We start from the raw sequence: 14,965 nt of genomic DNA, 5'->3' as shown, positions 1-14,965 counted from the left end.
CGTCTCTGCATGCTTGCGAGTTACCGTCGAGGGCCCGCCGGAACCATCCTGCTGCGGCCTGCGGCCTGCGGCCTGCGGCCTGCGGCCTGCGGCCTGCGGCCTGCGGCCTGCCGTCGCTGTGGGGGGGTGGGTGGGGCTGGGGGGAAGGTCGGCTCTTCGGTTCCAGGGGCGTTTTTAGCCTGTCCGGCGATTGAGGACGAGGCCCGTTCAGGGCCGGAGGGGGGTCTGGGGGCGTAGCCCCCAGGGGGTGGTTGCGGCAGGCTTGGAGGGTCGGTGCCCGGTCCTTGAGATCCGGTCCGTACCGGTTCGCCCGGGCGGGGTTTCGCACGTTAGGTTTTCTTCATGACCGACACGACTGCTCCCCGCACCACCGGCGCCGTGGCCGCCGGCCTTGCCACCGTCGCCGCTGACGGCACCGTTCTCGACACCTGGTTCCCCGCCCCCGAACTGTCCGTCGAGCCCGGCCCCGCCGGTACCGAGCGGCTGTCCGTCGAGCGGGCCGTCGAGGCGCTCGGCGAGGGTGCGGCGAAGGCGGTCGGACCGGACGTGCGCCGGGGTGTCGAGGTCGTCGCGGTCCGTACGGTCATCGCCTCCCTCGACGACAAGCCGCTCGACACGCACGACGTCTATCTGCGCCTCCACCTGCTCTCGCACCGGCTCGTGCAGCCGCACGGGCAGAGCCTGGACGGCATCTTCGCCCACCTCGCCAACGTCGCCTGGACCTCGCTCGGCCCGGTCGCCGTGGACGACGTCGAGAAGGTCCGGCTGGCCGCCCGCGCCGAGGGCCTGTACCTCCAGGTCACGTCCATCGACAAGTTCCCCCGGATGACCGACTACGTGGCCCCCAAGGGCGTCCGCATCGCAGACGCCGACCGAGTGCGCCTCGGCGCGCACCTCGCCGAGGGCACGACCGTCATGCACGAGGGCTTCGTCAACTTCAACGCGGGCACGCTCGGTACGTCGATGGTCGAGGGCCGTATCTCCGCCGGAGTCGTGGTCGGTGACGGTTCCGACATCGGCGGTGGCGCCTCGACGATGGGCACGCTGTCCGGTGGCGGCCAGGTCCGCATCACCATCGGCGAGCGCTGCCTGATCGGCGCCGAGGCCGGCGTCGGGATCGCGCTCGGCGACGAGTGCGTGGTCGAGGCCGGGCTGTACGTCACCGCCGGCACCCTCGTCACCATGCCCGACGGACAGATCGTCAAGGCCCGCGAACTCTCCGGCGCCTCCAACATCCTCTTCCGCCGCAACTCCGTCACGGGCAAGGTCGAGGCCCGCCCGAACAACGCGGTCTGGGGCGGTCTGAACGACATCCTGCACAGCCACAACTGATCACGTACGGGTTGCTCCGCGTGACCTCGTCGGGCTTCAGGCAGATGAACGGGTGGACACAGAGTCCGATCAGCTGCCGGAGCAGAAGCAGTGGACGTACCGACGAGGGGCGGAGCACATGACGAACGGGCGGACGAGGACCGCGGCGCGTTGGCTGACGGGCGCGGTCACCGCAGCCGTGGTCTGCGGGGTCCCCGCAGGGACGGCGTACGCGGACGAGACCAACACCGGTTCGCACAACGGTCCCCGGATCGGTCTGGTCAACATCGGCCAGGTCGACGATCCGATGGAGGACGTGCTGGAGCATTTCCTCTTGTTCGGTGACGGGCACCGCTGGGGATGACTGTCGGCCCCCTTGGGCCGGGGCCCGTACCGCCGCCTTTGGGTGCGCGGTACGGGCCCCTTTCTGTTCGGTCCCTGTGGACTACGGCATGGTCTACGGCACGTCCAGCACATCCTCGTACGCCGCCAGCAGGCCGTTCGCCGCCTCGCGGGCGGCCGATCGCAGCGGTGCCCGTACCGGGCCCGAGGGCAGGCCCAGTCCGGCGAGCAGCGCCTTGGCCGTGACCGCGCCGGGCAGACCGGACGCCATCATCAACTCGATGAGCGGCAGCGCCCGTTGCTGGAGGCGGGCGGCCTCGGCGGTGCGGCCCGCGTCGAACATGTCGATGATCGAGCGGAAGTGACGGGGGATCACGTTGGCCACGGTGCTGACGTATCCGGCGCCGCCCAGCGCGTACAGCGCCAGAACGTATTCGTCGCAGCCCGTGTAGTACGCCAAGTCGGCGCGGGACAGCACCGTCTGAGTGCCCATCAGATCGTACGCGCAGTCCTTCACGGCGACGATCCTCGGGTGCCCGGCCAGACGGATCATCGTCTCCGGCTCGATACGGACGCCGGTGCGGCCCGGGATGTCGTACAGCATCAGGGGCAGGTCGGTGGCGTCTGCCAGCTCCCGGAGGTGGGCCTCGATCGCGTCCTGCGGGGGTCTGCTGTAGTAGGGCGCGACCGCCAACAGGCCGTCCGCGCCCGCCTTTTCGGCCGCTCGTGCCAGTTCCGCTGAGTGCAGGGTGTCCGCGGTGCCGACGCCCGCGACGATCGACGCCCGCCCGTCGACCGCCTCCCGCACCGCCCGTACCAACGCGGACTTCTCCGTGTCCGTCGTGGTCGGGGACTCGCCCGTCGTGCCGGAGAGGACGAGGCCGTCGCAGCCCCCGGCCACCAGCCGGTCGGCGAGGCGCTGTGCGCCGTCGAGATCCAGGGCGCCCTCGGTGGTGAAGGGGGTGACCATCGCGCACAGGGCGCGGCCGAAGGGGGGTGAAGGGGCCGGGGGTGGTGTTGTCATGTGAGCAGTCTCGGCGAGGCATTCGTGAAGCTCTACTTAATTCTTGTACCGGGTATGCGTAAGTGGTGCTTCCAGGTGGCGGGCTGAAAACCTCATCACGCCACCGGACACTTTTTTCTTCTGGACAAGAAAAGTTTTCGGTGAGACGGTGGAGCCATGTTGGACGTCACCGTGATCGAGGACCCGGCGGCCGCAGCCGTCTCGCTCGACCCCATACGGGGCCGGCTGCTCGCCGAGCTGGCCGCCGGGCCCGCGTCGGCCGCCATGCTGGCCGGCCAGGTCGGACTGCCCCGGCAGAAGGTGAACTACCACCTCAAGGCTCTGGAGCGGCACGGCCTGGTCGAGCTGGCCGGAGAGCGGCGCAAGGGCAACGTCACCGAGCGGCTGATGCGGGCGACCGCCGCGTCGTACGTCATCTCGCCGCTCGCCCTGGCCGCCGTACAGCCGGATCCCGACCGTTTCCGGGATCAGCTGTCCGCGCGCTGGCTGCTGGCGGTCGGGGCGCGGCTGGTGCGGGACGTCGGCACGCTGATCACCGGCGCCGCCCGGGCCCGTAAGCGGCTCGCCACCTTCGCGCTCGACGGCGAGGTGCGGTTCGCCTCCGCCGGTGACCGGGCCGCGTTCATCGAGGAGTTGACGGCGGGCGTCAGCGCGTTGGTGCGCAAGTACGACTCGCCCGAGGCCGAGGGTGGGCGGGGGCACCGGATCGTCGTGGCCGTGCACCCGACGGTCAAGTCCCAGGCCGATGAATCGACTTCAGGCACGACAGGCACCGCGGAAGTCGCGGCGGCCGCAGACATTGCAGAGATTGCAGACATCGCAGACGTTCAGGAGTGAGCACCATGTCCGAAGAAGCGTCCAGGAAATTCGAGATCGCGCGTGAGTTCGAGGTCGACGCCCGCCCGGAGGAGGTGTGGGAGGCGATCACCACCGGGACCGGAGGGTATCTGTGGCCGATGGAGCCGCCGGAGCCGCGCGTCGGCGGCAAGGGGCCCTTCGGGTCCACGGTCGTCGCCTGGGACCCGCCGCACCGCTACACCAACCGCGTCGAGGACGTCGAGGGCATCTCCGAGCAGACCCTCAACCAGCTCGACTACACCATTGAGGCGCGTGACGAAGGGCGCCGGGCCTGGGTGCGTTACGTGCACAGCGGCATCTTCGTCGACGACTGGGACAACCAGTACGACGGCGCCGCCCGGCACACCGACTTCTATCTGCACACCCTGCGCGAGTACCTCACGCACTTCGCGCCCAGGCCGGCCGCCTTCGCGACCTTCGACGGGCCCGACGCGTCGAAGGCGGCGGACGCCCTCGCCGTCGTCGGGCGGGCGCTCGGGGTCGGGGAGGACGTGCCCGTCGGGGCGCGGGTGACGGTCCGGGGGCCCGACGAGTTCGACGCCGTGGTCGACTTCCGCAACCCGTACTTCATCGGGCTGCGGACGGAACGGGGTCTCACCCGCTTCTTCGGGCGCAACCACTGGGGTTACCCGGTCGGCATCTCCCTGCACGACTTCACGCCCGGCGCCGACATCAAGGAGTGCGAGACCGCCTGGCAGGACTGGCTGAACGGCGTGTTCAGCCAGCCCTGAGCAGGGCCGGCCCGTTACGGGTGGAAGCGCAGCACCTGCGGGTCGTGGTCGCTGATCTGGTCGTTGAACTCCGAGTTGATGTGCACGGAGTCGTAGTCGAAGTCGCGGCCGCGGCTGATCGACGGGCTGACCAGGATCTGGTCCAGGACCTGGCTGTTGCCCTGGTAGTCGTAGCTGTAACGCTCCTTCGTCGGCAGCGACTTGATCGCCGACCACAGCGCGCCGCCGTTCTCCAGCAGCTTGGCGGTGTCGGAGAACTCGAAGTCGTTGATGTCGCCGAGCGCGATCACGTCCGCGTTCTTCTGGACCTTCAGGATGTCCTTGACGAACGTGTTCACCGCCGTCGCCTGCAGATGACGCTGGGTCTCCGAGCTGCGCGCCGGCGGCTGGAACTGTGCGGTGAGACCCTGGTCGCCGCCCTTGGAGGCGAAGTGGTTGGCGATCAGGATGACGGTCCTGCCGCGGAAGGCGAACTCGCCCGCGAGCGGCTTGCGGCTGCTCGTCCAGGCCGCGTTGGTCGGGTCTATCCGGCCCGGCGAGAGGGTCAGGGCCGCCTTGCCGTGGTCCTTCGTGACACCGACGGCGGTCGTGGCGTCGCCGCCCGGCCGGTCGGTGAAGGAGACCCGCGCCGGGTTGAACAGGAACACCTGACGGATGTTGCCGCCGGGCTCGCCGCCGTCCGCGAGGTCGACCGGGTCGATGGAACGCCAGTCGTACGCCGGGCCGCCCGCCGCCACGATCGCGTCGATCAGCTTCTTGACCGTCTGGTCGGCGGCGACCGTACCGTCCTTCGTCGCGCCGTTGTTGTCCTGGATCTCCTCCAGGGACAGGATGTCGGGCGACTGCAGGTTGTTCACGATCGCGGCGGCGTGTGCGGCGAAGGTGGTGTCCGACGGGTCGAGGTTCTCGACGTTGTACGTCGCCACCGCCAGCTCGCCGCGCGACTGCTTACGGGTCGTCTCGCGCTTCAGGCCGCCCTGCTTCAGGGTGCCGAGCTCGCTCGCGACGAGCGTGTAGCCACCGAACTGGTTGTAGTCCAGCGGGCCCGTCGTGGCGCCCTCGATGCTGTCGCCGACGTTCGCGGCCGGGAAGTCGGCGACCGCGCCAAGGGACTGGATCTGGAGCCGGCCGGTGTTCTGCGCGGTGTACGAGCCGTACACCGCGCCGCCACGCCGGTTCTTGTGCTCGTGCGGCTTCACCGTGACCCACAGCTCGGTGAACGGGTCGGTGGCGGTGACCACGCGGACGTTCTTGACCTGGACGTTCATGCCCTCGAGGGACTCGTAGTAGTCCAGGGCGTACTTCCTGGGCAGCAGCGGCAGCGCGTTCACCGAGCCGCTCGCGGCGGCGTCGCCGGCCGGGGTGTACGCGGACGGTACGGACTTGGCGTCCACGACGACCGGCGCCGGGACCGCGTTGCCGCTGGAGACGACGGTGACCGTCGGCTTGACGATCTCCGTCACCGACTGGTTGCCGCCCGCGGCGCCGCCCGGCACGAACTCCGAGACCGAGCCGGTGACGGTGACCGCGTCGCCGACGGCGACGGTCGGCTTGGAGCTGGTGAAGACGAAGACGCCCTCGCTGGTGGCCGGATCGGCGTCCGGCGCCGTGTCCTCGATCCAGAAACCGCGCGACGAACCGAAGGTGCGGACGCCGGTGACGATTCCCGCCACGTCCGTGACTTTCTGGCCCGCGAGCGGGGAGAGGCGCGTGGTGCCCTGGATGTCATGAATGCGCACGGTGTCGGCGTGCGCGGCCGACGGAACCACGACCATGGCGGCGACCGTTGAACAGGCGGCGGCGACAGTGAGCGCGGCGAGTCGCGCGGAAGACTTGCTCGGCATCGGGATCCCTCCGGGGATGAACATGGGTGCCGGGACGAAAGTGACAAGGGTGGTGCAGTGGGGGATACGCGACCCGCTGGGCGGCTGGCGACGCGCGTAGACATCCGGTGAACACTCGGCGCGAAAGGCTCCGCGTCGAAGGCTCGGCACCGGGCGATCGGAAGTGAACGCCCGGCTTGGGGGGCACATCTAACACGATGAAGCACGGTGGAACATCGCGAAAGTCGAGGGGTGCGGCGGACCGGCCCCCTCGACTTCTACGCGCGTCAATCTCCTGCCTGCTCAAGCCAGTTGTCAAGGTTTCAGCCATGTAGCACCTCTGACAGGTTCATGAACCGGGCGGCATGCTGCCAAATCCGTCTAGGCTGAGTGGCTGAGTCGTACGGCCTTCAACACGACGTCGTACGGTCGTCAGACGCCGTCGTCGGACTCCGGGCGCATCCGGATGCCGCCGTACGGCCATTCGGGCGCCTGAGGAGAAAACAGCCGATGTCAGACAGCTCCCCCCTGCCGCCGGTGCGACTGCACTCCGAAGCGGAGCTGGCGCGGGAAGCGCTCGCCGCCCCGCTGGTCTCCCGCGCCGCCCGCCTCGCCCGCTGGGCCGGGCCGGACACGCGGGTCGGGGCCGGCGGTGAACTCGTCCAGGAGCAGCTGCCGGAGGCAGCTCGGGCGCTGGGGCTGCTGGTGAGCGAGGGCGCCGGTGAGACGGGTGTCGAGGACGCGCTCGCCTACGCCGGTGAGGCCTGGCGGGTCGCCGTGGACGCAGGGCTCGTCGAGGTCGTCGACCAGGAAGCAGGCACCGTCACGGTCGCCGAGGATCTGGCGCTGCTCACCTCCGGGTCGCCGCACGAGGTGCTCGCGGTCTGGCTCGGGGCGCTGGAGGCCGTCCTCGCCGACGCGAGCGTGCCCGACCTCGACGATCTCCTCGACGGCGTGGACGAGGGCGCCGACGTCGACTTCTCCCAACTGGGCTGGGACCCCGGGGCGGAGGCCGACTTCCTCGACGCCGCGCTCGCCAACCTGTACCTGCTGACCGTCAGCGAGGGCGGCCCCGCCGACAGCCCGGTGCCGCTGCCGGCGGTGGCCGCGTCCATGGTCGTACCGGGCGACATGGGCCGGCCCACCAACGACGTCCTCGAGCAGGTCTCGGACTTGATGATGCGCCTCGACGACCAGTTCCGGCTGCTCGAACCCATCGGGCTCGTCGCCTATCAGCCCGTCGACGAGGCGCTCATGGCGGACACCGACGACCCCACCGAGGGGGCGCTGACGGGCGACGACACCGACGTCTCGCGCTACGGCATGGTGCGGCTGACCCCGCTCGGCCTGTACGGCGTACGGGCCCGGCTGCTGGAGGCCGGCTTCGCGGCGCCCGCCGTCGGAGAGCTGGCCGACAAGGGCGCGGACGCGCTGCTCGACGGCACGGCGTCCTTCCCCGCGACGGCCGCGCGGGCCGAGACCGAACAGTGGCTGACGCGCCGCGAACCCCTCGCGGCGGCCCGGGAGTTGCTCGCGGCGGCCCGGGGCGCCGATGCCGGTGCGCCCCTGCGGCGGCTGCTCTGCCAGCAGGCCCTGTCACTCGTCGGCACCGAGGCCGAGCCCGCGCTGCGCGAGGTTCTCGACGACGCCGAACTGGGCGGCCTCGCCCGCGTCTGGCTCAGCGAGCGCGGTGCGGCGGATGTGCCGGCGCCGTCCGAGGCGATGGTGTTCTGGCTGACCATCGACACGGTGGCCGCGCAGTTGGCGGCGGAGGGCAACTCGGCGGAGCTGATCGGGCTGGTGGAGGGGCTGGCGCGGCAGCACGGCGGCTTCTTCGAGGCGGTCTGGCGCGTCGACCATCCGGCGACGCCGGATGTGCTGGAGGCGATGGGGCGGCTGCATCCGGACAAGCGGGTGGCCAAGGAGGCGCGGAAGGCGGCGTTCAAGGCGCGGTCGCAGCAAGGGGGTTGAGCGGGGCGCTCCGTTTGGCGGTGCCACCGCGGCTGGTTCGTTGTCGGCGGCGGCGTCGTGGCTGGTCGCGCAGTTCCCCGCGCCCCTTCGGCGCTGCCCCTGCGGGGCAGCTGCCTCGGCGGCGAATTCGGAAGCGAGTTTCGTGACGTCGGTCTCCGTTCAACTCGTGTTCAGGTGTGGGCGGGAGCGTGGCGCCGAACCGAGTGCGCCGCCCTCCACTTCACGGCACGTCCACCGTCACAGGAGACTTCATGTCGCTCACCCGCAGGGACTTCGCCAGACAGTCCGCGCTCACCTCGGCCGGGGTCGTGCTCGCCGGCAGCGTCGGGGCCCTCGCCACCGCGCCCAACGCCCTCGCGTCCACGGAGAGCGAGGCCGGGGAATCGGATGACCGGCACGGGCACCACGGAGTCGGCTACGGCCCGCTCCTGCCCGACCCCATGGGTCTGCTGGCGCTGCCCGCCGGATTCTCGTACCGCGTGATCACGTACAGCGGGAAGACCAAGCTGGACTCCGGCGAGATCACCCCGTCCAACCACGACGGCACCGCCGCCTTCGCGGGCCCGCGCGGCACCACCCTCCTCGTCAACAACCACGAGCTGAAGGGCCCGCGCGCCAACTGGGAGCACCCGGTGCCGCTCACCGAGGGCCTCGTCTACGACCCCGCCGCGTCCGGCGGCTGCACGGTCGTCGAGGTGCGCCCCGACGGGCATGTCGCCGAGTGGGTGGGCATCGCGGGCACCTCCACCAACTGCGCGGGCGGCAGCACCCCTTGGGGCACCTGGCTCACCTGCGAGGAGAACTCCGACCGGGTCGGCGTCAACGGCATGACCAAGGACCACGGGTACGTCTTCGAGGTCGACCCCTGTGACAAGCGCGCCAACCTGAACCCCAAGCCCCTGAAGTTCTTCGGGCGTTACAACCACGAGGCCGTCGTCATCGACCCCAAGCGCGGCGACGCCTACCTCACCGAGGACGCCGCGTCCCCCAACGGCCTCCTCTACCGCTGGACCCCGCCGCAGCAGTGCCACCACGGCCACGGCAACCTCCGCACCCTCTCCGACACCGCGGGCGTCCTCCAGGCGCCCAAGTGCTACGACTCCGGGGGCAAGTTCCGTCGACGACCTCTCCCGCGCCACGAAGATCGGCACGGTGTACGGCGTCGACTGGGTCGACGTACCCGACCGCGACGCCAAGACCGTCGACGTGCGCAAGCAGTTCGGCGCCGGAGAGATCACCCGGGCCCGCAAGCTCGAAGGCATGTGGTGGGGCGACGGCGGCACCTACATCGTCTCCTCGTACGCCCGTGACGAGAGCCCCGTCCAGCACGACGGCCAGGTCTGGTTCTATGACCCCAAGCGCCGCGCGCTCACCCTCAAGGTCCTGCTGGGCGTGAACCCCGACCCGTCGGCCGACGGCGCCTTCGACGGCCCCGACAACATCACCGTCTCCCCGTACGGCGGCCTGGTCATCGCCGAGGACGGCGAAGGCGTCCAGCACCTGTTCGGCGCGACGGACAGCGGACGCACGTACCCGATCGCCCGCAACGAACTCAACCTCGGCACCGAAGAGGCGCCCGAATACAGCGAGTTCACCGGCGTGACCTTCTCGCCCGACGGAAAGACGCTGTACGCCAACATTCAGACGCCGGGGATCATGCTGGCCATCACCGGGCCCTGGAAGCGTAGCTAGCCAGCTAGGGGCCAGTTTCGAGTGACCCTACGTGCGAAGTGGCCTCCCGCCGGACCCTCTGAAATAACGTGCGCATCAGACACGCGTGTTCTGGTGAGGGTGGGTGGGAGGCTACGTTGGCAGAAAAACTCTTGGGCGGGATAGCAGAGGGAAGCCTTGTCTGGCTGGCTGACGGGTCGGCTGTTCCGATCGAACAGGTCGCGGCAAAGCCAAGTCCTGTGCTCTCCTACGACAAGCCATGGGACACCAGACCGGTGCGGTACGGTCCCAACCAGGGACTACGAGATCACTCTGTGGGAAAATTGATCTCCGCTGTTCCAGCCGCCCGCAGCCAGGTGGGAGCGAGTTCCATTGTGCGTGTCTCCTTCGTGTCCGGGCGAGTCCTGGAGACTGCGCTCGGGCACTCGTGGGTGACGCAAAGGCGCACTGGTCGGCAGGCCTGGGAGTGGAAGAGAGCCGAGAAACTGGAAGCGGGAGATCATGTCCCGCTTCCTCTGACGGCGAGCCGGTTCGGGCGTGAAGGCGAGGAGAGCAAGCCGCAGAGCTACACGAAGGTGACGCCCGTCGTGGCCGCCGACGTGCGGGACGCGGCGGCCGTGGTCGGGGCCATGCACGAGCTGGTCACACGGGTCGCCGTGCCCCGGCTGTTCGCCGCGGACGTCGAGGCGATGCGCACGGCCAACGAGCGGTTCGCGGCCGCCGTCCGTGCCGGTGACGTGGAGTCCGCTCTGCGCGCCGACGACCAGCTGCACGACGTCCTCGTCCGGGTCAGCGGAAATCGCGCCGCGGCCGCCACCGCCGCCCGCTACACCCCGCTCATCCGCCGCCTGGAGCGACGACGCTTCAGCGAGGGCGGCAACTGTCGCTCGGCCGGCCTGCACGACCGGCTCCTCGACGCCTGCGCGGCGGGAGACGTGGACGAAGCGGTCCGCGTCACCCAGGAGATCTGGCGCGGGCTCGCCGAGCTCGCCGACAGCGACTGATCAAGCCAGTGGTCAAGCGACCGATCACGGGAGAAACCTCATGTCCCTTGCCTCGTACCAGCGTTACCCCCTCCTCTTCGGGCCTTCGCCCGTGCATTCCCTGGAGCGGCTCACCGCTCATCTCGGCGGCGCCGCCCTCTGGGCCAAGCGCGAGGACTGCAACTCCGGTGTCGCGTACGGCGGCAACAAGACGCGCAAGCTGGAGTACCTGGTCGCCGACGCGCTCGCCCAGGGTTGCGACACGCTCGTCTCGATCGGCGGTGTGCAGTCCAACCACACCCGTCAGGTCGCCGCCTGCGCCGCCCGCGCCGGGCTCAAGTGCGTGCTGGTGCAGGAGAGTTGGGTCGAATGGCCCGACTCCGTCTACGACAAGGTCGGCAACATCCTGATCAGCCGGCTCGCCGGGGCCGATGTGCGGCTGGTGCGTGCCGGGTTCGGTATCGGGTTCAAGGAGAGCTGGGAGCTGGCGCTGCGCGAGGTGGAGGAAGGGGGCGGCAAGCCGTACGCGATTCCGGCGGGCGCCTCCGACCACCCGCTGGGCGGGCTGGGGTTCGCCGGTTGGGCGTACGAAGTGGCTGAGCAGGAACGGGAGTTGGGGGTCTTCTTCGACACCGTGGTGGTGTGCTCGGTGACCGGGTCGACCCAGGCCGGCATGGTCGCCGGGTTCGCGGCGCTGGAGGAGGCGGGTGGCCGCTCGCGGCGCGTGCTCGGCATCGACGCGTCGGCGGCGCCCGCCCGGACGAAGGAGCAGATCGCGCGGATCGCCCACAACACCGGGCAACTCATCGGCGTCAACCGGGAGTTGACGCAGGCGGACGTCGAGCTGGACGAGCGCTACCACGCCGGTACGTACGGCATCCCCGACGACACGACCCTGGACGCGATGCGGCTCGCCGCCCGTACGGAGGGGATGGTCACCGATCCCGTGTACGAGGGGAAGTCGATGGCCGGGATGGTCGATCTCGTGGCTCGGGGCGAGATCGGGCGGGACTCCACCGTGCTGTACGCGCACTTGGGCGGACAGCCCGCGCTGAACGCGTACAGCGCGCTGTTCTAGGAGTTCCGGAGGGGCGGCTCCGGGGGCGGGAAGAGTGGTTCCGGTGCGGTGAAGGCGAGTTCGGCGAAGCGTTCGCCCATGCGGCGGTGGGTGGCCGCGTCCGGGTGGAGCTGGTCGGGCAGGGGAAGGTCGGCGAAGTCGGACTCGCCGTACAGGGCGCGGCCGTCGAGGTGGCGAAGGTGCGGATCGTCCGCCGACCGCTGCCGCACGATGCGGGACAGCTCCTCCCGGATGACATTGAGGGTCAGTTTGCCGACGGCGCGCTCGGCGGGGTCGCCCATGGCCTGGAAGCGCAGTCGACCGGCGCCCACCGTGCCGAGCTCCAGGGCGGTGGGGCCGGGAGTGTCCTCGTGCATGGGGCAGTAGATGGGTGAGACGAGCAGGAGCGGTGTGGTCGGATGGCCCTCGCGGATGGTGTCGAGGAAGCCGTGGACCGCCGGGCCGAAGGCTCGCAGCCGCATCAGATCGGTGTTGACCAGGTTGATGCCGATCTTGACGCTGATCAGGTCGGCGGGCGTGTCGCGCATCGCGCGAGCGGTGAACGGGTCGAGCAGCGCGCCGCCACCCAGGCCCAGGTTGATGAGCTCCACATCGCCGAGGGCCGCGGCGAGGGCGGGCCAGATCCTGGTGGGGCTCGCCGCGTCGGAGCCGTGGCTGATCGAACTGCCGTGGTGCAGCCAGACCCTGCGACCCCGGTCGCCGCTCGGTACGGGTTCGAGGGGCGCGTCGGTGCGCAGCGCGACGAGCTCGGTCGTCTCGTTGTGGGGCAGCCAGATCTCGATGATCTTCAGGCGGTCCGGCAGGCCCGTGAAGCGGAGGGTGCCGAACGGGCCGGGCCGGGTCTCGGCGGTCCCGGCTGTCATGTCGATGGTGATGGTGTTACCGCCCGGCACGCTGCCCTGACCGGTCAGGTGGCCGTCCACGAGCAGGTCGTACATGCCGTCTGGGCGCGTCGGGGCGCCCACATAGACACGTTTGGTGGGCAGCGAGTCCAGTTCGACGGAGGTCGCCCGGGTGCGGAAGACCAGCCGTACGCCGGAGGGCTGGGCCTCCGCCATGGCGAGCTGGGGGTCCGTGTTCTGGGCGCGTGCTCGGGCGGGCAGGCGGTGGGGGAGTACGCCGTGGGGCGTGTGCTCCAGGTCGAGGGCGCCGTGGATGAGGTCCGCGGTGATCGGGGTGGTGAGGGACGCGGACGCGGTGGTGGACGTGGTGGTGGACGCGGACGTGGTGGTGGGCGCGGTGGGGGATGTGGTGTTCGGCGTCGTGTTCGCCGTTTGCGGCGTGGTGGTCCGGTCGTGGTCGGGGGGCATGTCTTTCCTCCGCCTGTCGGTCAAGGGGTGGAAGGAGCGGGCCAGTTGCGCAGCAGTGCGTCGAGGGCGTCCAGGGTCCGGGTCCAGGTCTCGTCCGAGTCTGGGGCGCTGTGGCTGAAGCCGCCCGCCGTCTCCAGGCTGACGTACCCGTGGAAGACGCTGCCCAGGAGGCGGACCGCGTGGGTCTGGTCGGGCTCCGTCAGGTCGTAGCCGCGCAGGATCGCCCGGGTCATCTGGGCGTGCCGGACGCCCGCACTGGCCGCCGCCGTCTCGGGGTCGAGTCTCATCCGGGTGGCGGCGGCGCGGCCCGGATGCTCCCGGCCGTAGTCGCGGTAGACGTTCGCGAAGGCGGTCAGGGCGTCCTTGCCGGCCCGTCCCGCCACGGCGTCGGCGGCTTGGTCGGCGAGTTCCTCCAGGGCGAGCAGAGCGATCCTGGTCTTGAGGTCCTGGGTGTTCTTGACGTGCGAGTACAGGCTCGCGACCTTGACGTCGAACCGCCGGGCGAGCTCGGAGGCGGTCACCTGGTCGAATCCGACCTCGTCGGCGAGGTCCGCTCCGGCCCTGGTCAGGCGTTCCGTGGTCAGTCCTGCGCGTGCCATGGCCCACCTCCTTCTGTTTGGCTAAGGAGAATATAGGTTTGCCTAAATCATTTAGGCAAATTAGCCTGCCCTTATGGAACCGTTGACTGAACAAGAGATCCGTGCCGCGTTCGTGAACTGCACCAAGGGTGAGGCGCAGCGCCTGTCCGTGCCGCGTGACCTGGCCGAGCGGCCCTGGGGCGACCTGGACTTCCTGGGGTGGCGAGACCCACAGGCGCCTGACCGGGCCTATCTGGTCACCGAGCTGGACGGCCGTCCGACCGCCCTCGCCCTGCGCAGCTCCGCGCCCGCCTTCGGGCAGACGCGGCGCAGCCTGTGCTCGATGTGCCTGACCTCGCACACCGGAGGCGTCTCCCTGATGGTCGCGCCGAAGGCGGGCAAGGCCGGGAAGCAGGGCAACTCGGTGGGCGCGTACATCTGCGGCGACCTCTGCTGCTCCCTCTATGTACGGGGCAGGAAGGACGCGGGCCCCGGGGCGCGGCTCCACGAGACGATCACTCTGGAGGAGAAGATCCGGCGGACCGTGGGGAACGTCGCCGCGTTCATCGCCAAGGTGACAACGGCTTGACGGTGTCGCGGGGTGACGGGTGGCGGGGTGGCGGTGTCGCCCCACGGTCCACTTCTGTGCGTGGCCTCGCGTCCTTACAGCGCCTGGGCGGCCGGCTTCACCATGCCTCTGACCGTGCGGGACTTGACGAAGTCGCCGATCGCCGTCATCTCCCACTCGCCCGAGAACTGCTTGATCATCTTGGCCATCATCACGCCCGTCTGCGGTTCGGCGCTGGTCAGGTCGAAGCGGACCAGTTCCTCGCCGGTCGCCGCGTCCAGGAGACGGCAGTACGCCTTCGCCACCTCGGTGAACTTCTGGCCTGAGAAGGAGTTGACCGTGAAGACCAGGCCGGTGACCTCCTGGGGGAGGCGGCCGAGGTCGACCACGATGACCTCGTCGTCGCCGCCGCCCTCGCCCGTGAGGTTGTCGCCAGAGTGCTTGATCGCGCCGTTCACGATCGAGAGCTTGCCGAAGTAGCAGCTGTCGATGTGGTTGCGCTGCGGGCCGTACGCGATGACCGACGCGTCCAGGTCGATGTCCTTGCCCCGGTACGCCGGCTCCCAGCCGAGGCCCATCTTGACCTGGGAGAGAAGGGGGCTGCCGCCCTTGACCAGGGAGACGGTCTCGTTCTTCTGGAGACTTACGCGGCCCTTGTCGAGGTTGATCTTCCCGGCGCCGAGGGTGGGGGCGGGGGGTGCCGGGGGTGCCATGGGG

At 70.1% G+C, this 14,965-nt stretch carries 12 protein-coding genes and 2 pseudogenes; 9 read left to right on the top strand and 5 right to left on the bottom strand.

The genetic code is table 11. The features are described from left to right. Positions 1 to 342 precede the first annotated feature (342 nt). Complete coding sequence (gene dapD / locus ADL01_RS10815; protein ID WP_053741717.1) at positions 343 to 1,332, top strand: 2,3,4,5-tetrahydropyridine-2,6-dicarboxylate N-succinyltransferase; 990 nt, start codon at positions 343 to 345, stop codon at positions 1,330 to 1,332. Between the two features lie 118 nt (positions 1,333 to 1,450). Then, positions 1,451 to 1,675 (top strand): hypothetical protein, encoded by a 225-nt coding sequence (locus ADL01_RS10810; RefSeq protein WP_053741720.1) that lies wholly within the window; start codon positions 1,451 to 1,453, stop codon positions 1,673 to 1,675. Between the two features lie 93 nt (positions 1,676 to 1,768). Here the strand turns inward: ADL01_RS10810 and dapA are convergent, their stop codons facing one another. Beyond that, complete coding sequence (gene dapA, locus ADL01_RS10805; protein WP_053741716.1) at positions 1,769 to 2,677, bottom strand: 4-hydroxy-tetrahydrodipicolinate synthase; 909 nt, start codon at positions 2,675 to 2,677, stop codon at positions 1,769 to 1,771. Between the two features lie 156 nt (positions 2,678 to 2,833). Between dapA and ADL01_RS10800 the strand changes: the two genes are divergently transcribed. Both ADL01_RS10800 and ADL01_RS10795 read left to right on the top strand, forming a co-directional pair. Next, complete coding sequence (locus tag ADL01_RS10800) at positions 2,834 to 3,514, top strand: ArsR/SmtB family transcription factor (protein WP_053741715.1); 681 nt, start codon at positions 2,834 to 2,836, stop codon at positions 3,512 to 3,514. Between the two features lie 5 nt (positions 3,515 to 3,519). After that, entirely contained in the window at positions 3,520 to 4,266 is a 747-nt protein-coding gene (locus ADL01_RS10795; protein WP_053741714.1) for an ATPase, read from the top strand. Between the two features lie 14 nt (positions 4,267 to 4,280). Here the strand turns inward: ADL01_RS10795 and ADL01_RS10790 are convergent, their stop codons facing one another. Continuing rightward, positions 4,281 to 6,110 carry an endonuclease/exonuclease/phosphatase family protein gene (locus tag ADL01_RS10790; protein WP_053741713.1) on the bottom strand — a complete coding sequence of 610 codons (1,830 nt, stop codon included), beginning with the start codon at positions 6,108 to 6,110 and terminating at the stop codon, positions 4,281 to 4,283. Between the two features lie 489 nt (positions 6,111 to 6,599). Here ADL01_RS10790 and ADL01_RS10785 point away from each other — a divergent pair, with 489 nt between their 5' ends. The 4 genes and pseudogenes from ADL01_RS10785 to ADL01_RS10770 all read left to right on the top strand — a co-directional run bounded on the left by ADL01_RS10785 (position 6,600) and on the right by ADL01_RS10770 (position 11,792). Beyond that, positions 6,600 to 8,060: a hypothetical protein gene (locus tag ADL01_RS10785; protein WP_053741712.1), complete on the top strand. Its 1,461-nt coding sequence runs from the start codon at positions 6,600 to 6,602 to the stop codon at positions 8,058 to 8,060. A gap of 251 nt (positions 8,061 to 8,311) precedes the next feature. Beyond that, positions 8,312 to 9,752 (top strand): annotated as a pseudogene (locus ADL01_RS10780) (alkaline phosphatase PhoX). A gap of 527 nt (positions 9,753 to 10,279) precedes the next feature. Beyond that, positions 10,280 to 10,735 (top strand): annotated as a pseudogene (locus tag ADL01_RS10775) (FCD domain-containing protein); the annotation flags it as partial. Positions 10,736 to 10,775: 40 nt separating this feature from the next. After that, positions 10,776 to 11,792, top strand: coding sequence for a 1-aminocyclopropane-1-carboxylate deaminase (locus tag ADL01_RS10770; protein WP_053741711.1), 1,017 nt, complete (start codon positions 10,776 to 10,778; stop codon positions 11,790 to 11,792). Here the strand turns inward: ADL01_RS10770 and ADL01_RS10765 are convergent. Together ADL01_RS10765 and ADL01_RS10760 are read right to left on the bottom strand one after the other, a co-directional pair. Continuing rightward, positions 11,789 to 13,102, bottom strand: a complete 1,314-nt coding sequence (locus tag ADL01_RS10765; RefSeq protein ID WP_078960442.1) for an SGNH/GDSL hydrolase family protein — start codon at positions 13,100 to 13,102, stop codon at positions 11,789 to 11,791. The two genes, ADL01_RS10770 and ADL01_RS10765, sit on opposite strands and share 4 nt — an antisense overlap. 20 nt (positions 13,103 to 13,122) lie before the next feature. Beyond that, on the bottom strand, positions 13,123 to 13,701 hold the full coding sequence (locus ADL01_RS10760) for a TetR/AcrR family transcriptional regulator (RefSeq protein WP_053741710.1): 579 nt from the start codon (positions 13,699 to 13,701) through the stop codon (positions 13,123 to 13,125). Positions 13,702 to 13,774: 73 nt separating this feature from the next. Here ADL01_RS10760 and ADL01_RS10755 point away from each other — a divergent pair, with 73 nt between their 5' ends. Further along, complete coding sequence (locus ADL01_RS10755) at positions 13,775 to 14,269, top strand: FBP domain-containing protein (protein ID WP_053741709.1); 495 nt, start codon at positions 13,775 to 13,777, stop codon at positions 14,267 to 14,269. A 74-nt stretch (positions 14,270 to 14,343) separates the two neighbouring features. Here the strand turns inward: ADL01_RS10755 and ADL01_RS10750 are convergent. Beyond that, on the bottom strand, positions 14,344 to 14,965 hold a 622-nt coding region (locus tag ADL01_RS10750; protein ID WP_199834795.1), incomplete at its 5' end, for a TerD family protein.

Source organism: Streptomyces sp. NRRL WC-3618, from assembly GCF_001280005.1.
In the GTDB taxonomy this organism is placed as follows: Bacteria; Actinomycetota; Actinomycetes; order Streptomycetales; family Streptomycetaceae; genus Streptomyces.
The sequence above is the reverse complement of the archived record's forward strand: the minus strand, read 5'-3'. Positions and strand labels throughout refer to the sequence as shown.

Excerpts from the sequence above, each read along its gene's own strand:
- ADL01_RS10760 (WP_053741710.1), bottom strand. The coding sequence starts at position 13,701 with ATGGCACGCGCAGGACTGACCACGGAACGCCTGACCAGGGCCGGAGCG.
- ADL01_RS10800 (WP_053741715.1), top strand. The coding sequence starts at position 2,834 with ATGTTGGACGTCACCGTGATCGAGGACCCGGCGGCCGCAGCCGTCTCG.
- ADL01_RS10795 (WP_053741714.1), top strand. The coding sequence starts at position 3,520 with ATGTCCGAAGAAGCGTCCAGGAAATTCGAGATCGCGCGTGAGTTCGAG.
- ADL01_RS10755 (WP_053741709.1), top strand. The coding sequence starts at position 13,775 with ATGGAACCGTTGACTGAACAAGAGATCCGTGCCGCGTTCGTGAACTGC.
- ADL01_RS10785 (WP_053741712.1), top strand. The coding sequence starts at position 6,600 with ATGTCAGACAGCTCCCCCCTGCCGCCGGTGCGACTGCACTCCGAAGCG.
- dapD (WP_053741717.1), top strand. The coding sequence starts at position 343 with ATGACCGACACGACTGCTCCCCGCACCACCGGCGCCGTGGCCGCCGGC.
- dapA (WP_053741716.1), bottom strand. The coding sequence starts at position 2,677 with ATGACAACACCACCCCCGGCCCCTTCACCCCCCTTCGGCCGCGCCCTG.
- ADL01_RS10765 (WP_078960442.1), bottom strand. The coding sequence starts at position 13,102 with ATGCCCCCCGACCACGACCGGACCACCACGCCGCAAACGGCGAACACG.
- ADL01_RS10790 (WP_053741713.1), bottom strand. The coding sequence starts at position 6,110 with ATGCCGAGCAAGTCTTCCGCGCGACTCGCCGCGCTCACTGTCGCCGCC.
- ADL01_RS10770 (WP_053741711.1), top strand. The coding sequence starts at position 10,776 with ATGTCCCTTGCCTCGTACCAGCGTTACCCCCTCCTCTTCGGGCCTTCG.
- ADL01_RS10810 (WP_053741720.1), top strand. The coding sequence starts at position 1,451 with ATGACGAACGGGCGGACGAGGACCGCGGCGCGTTGGCTGACGGGCGCG.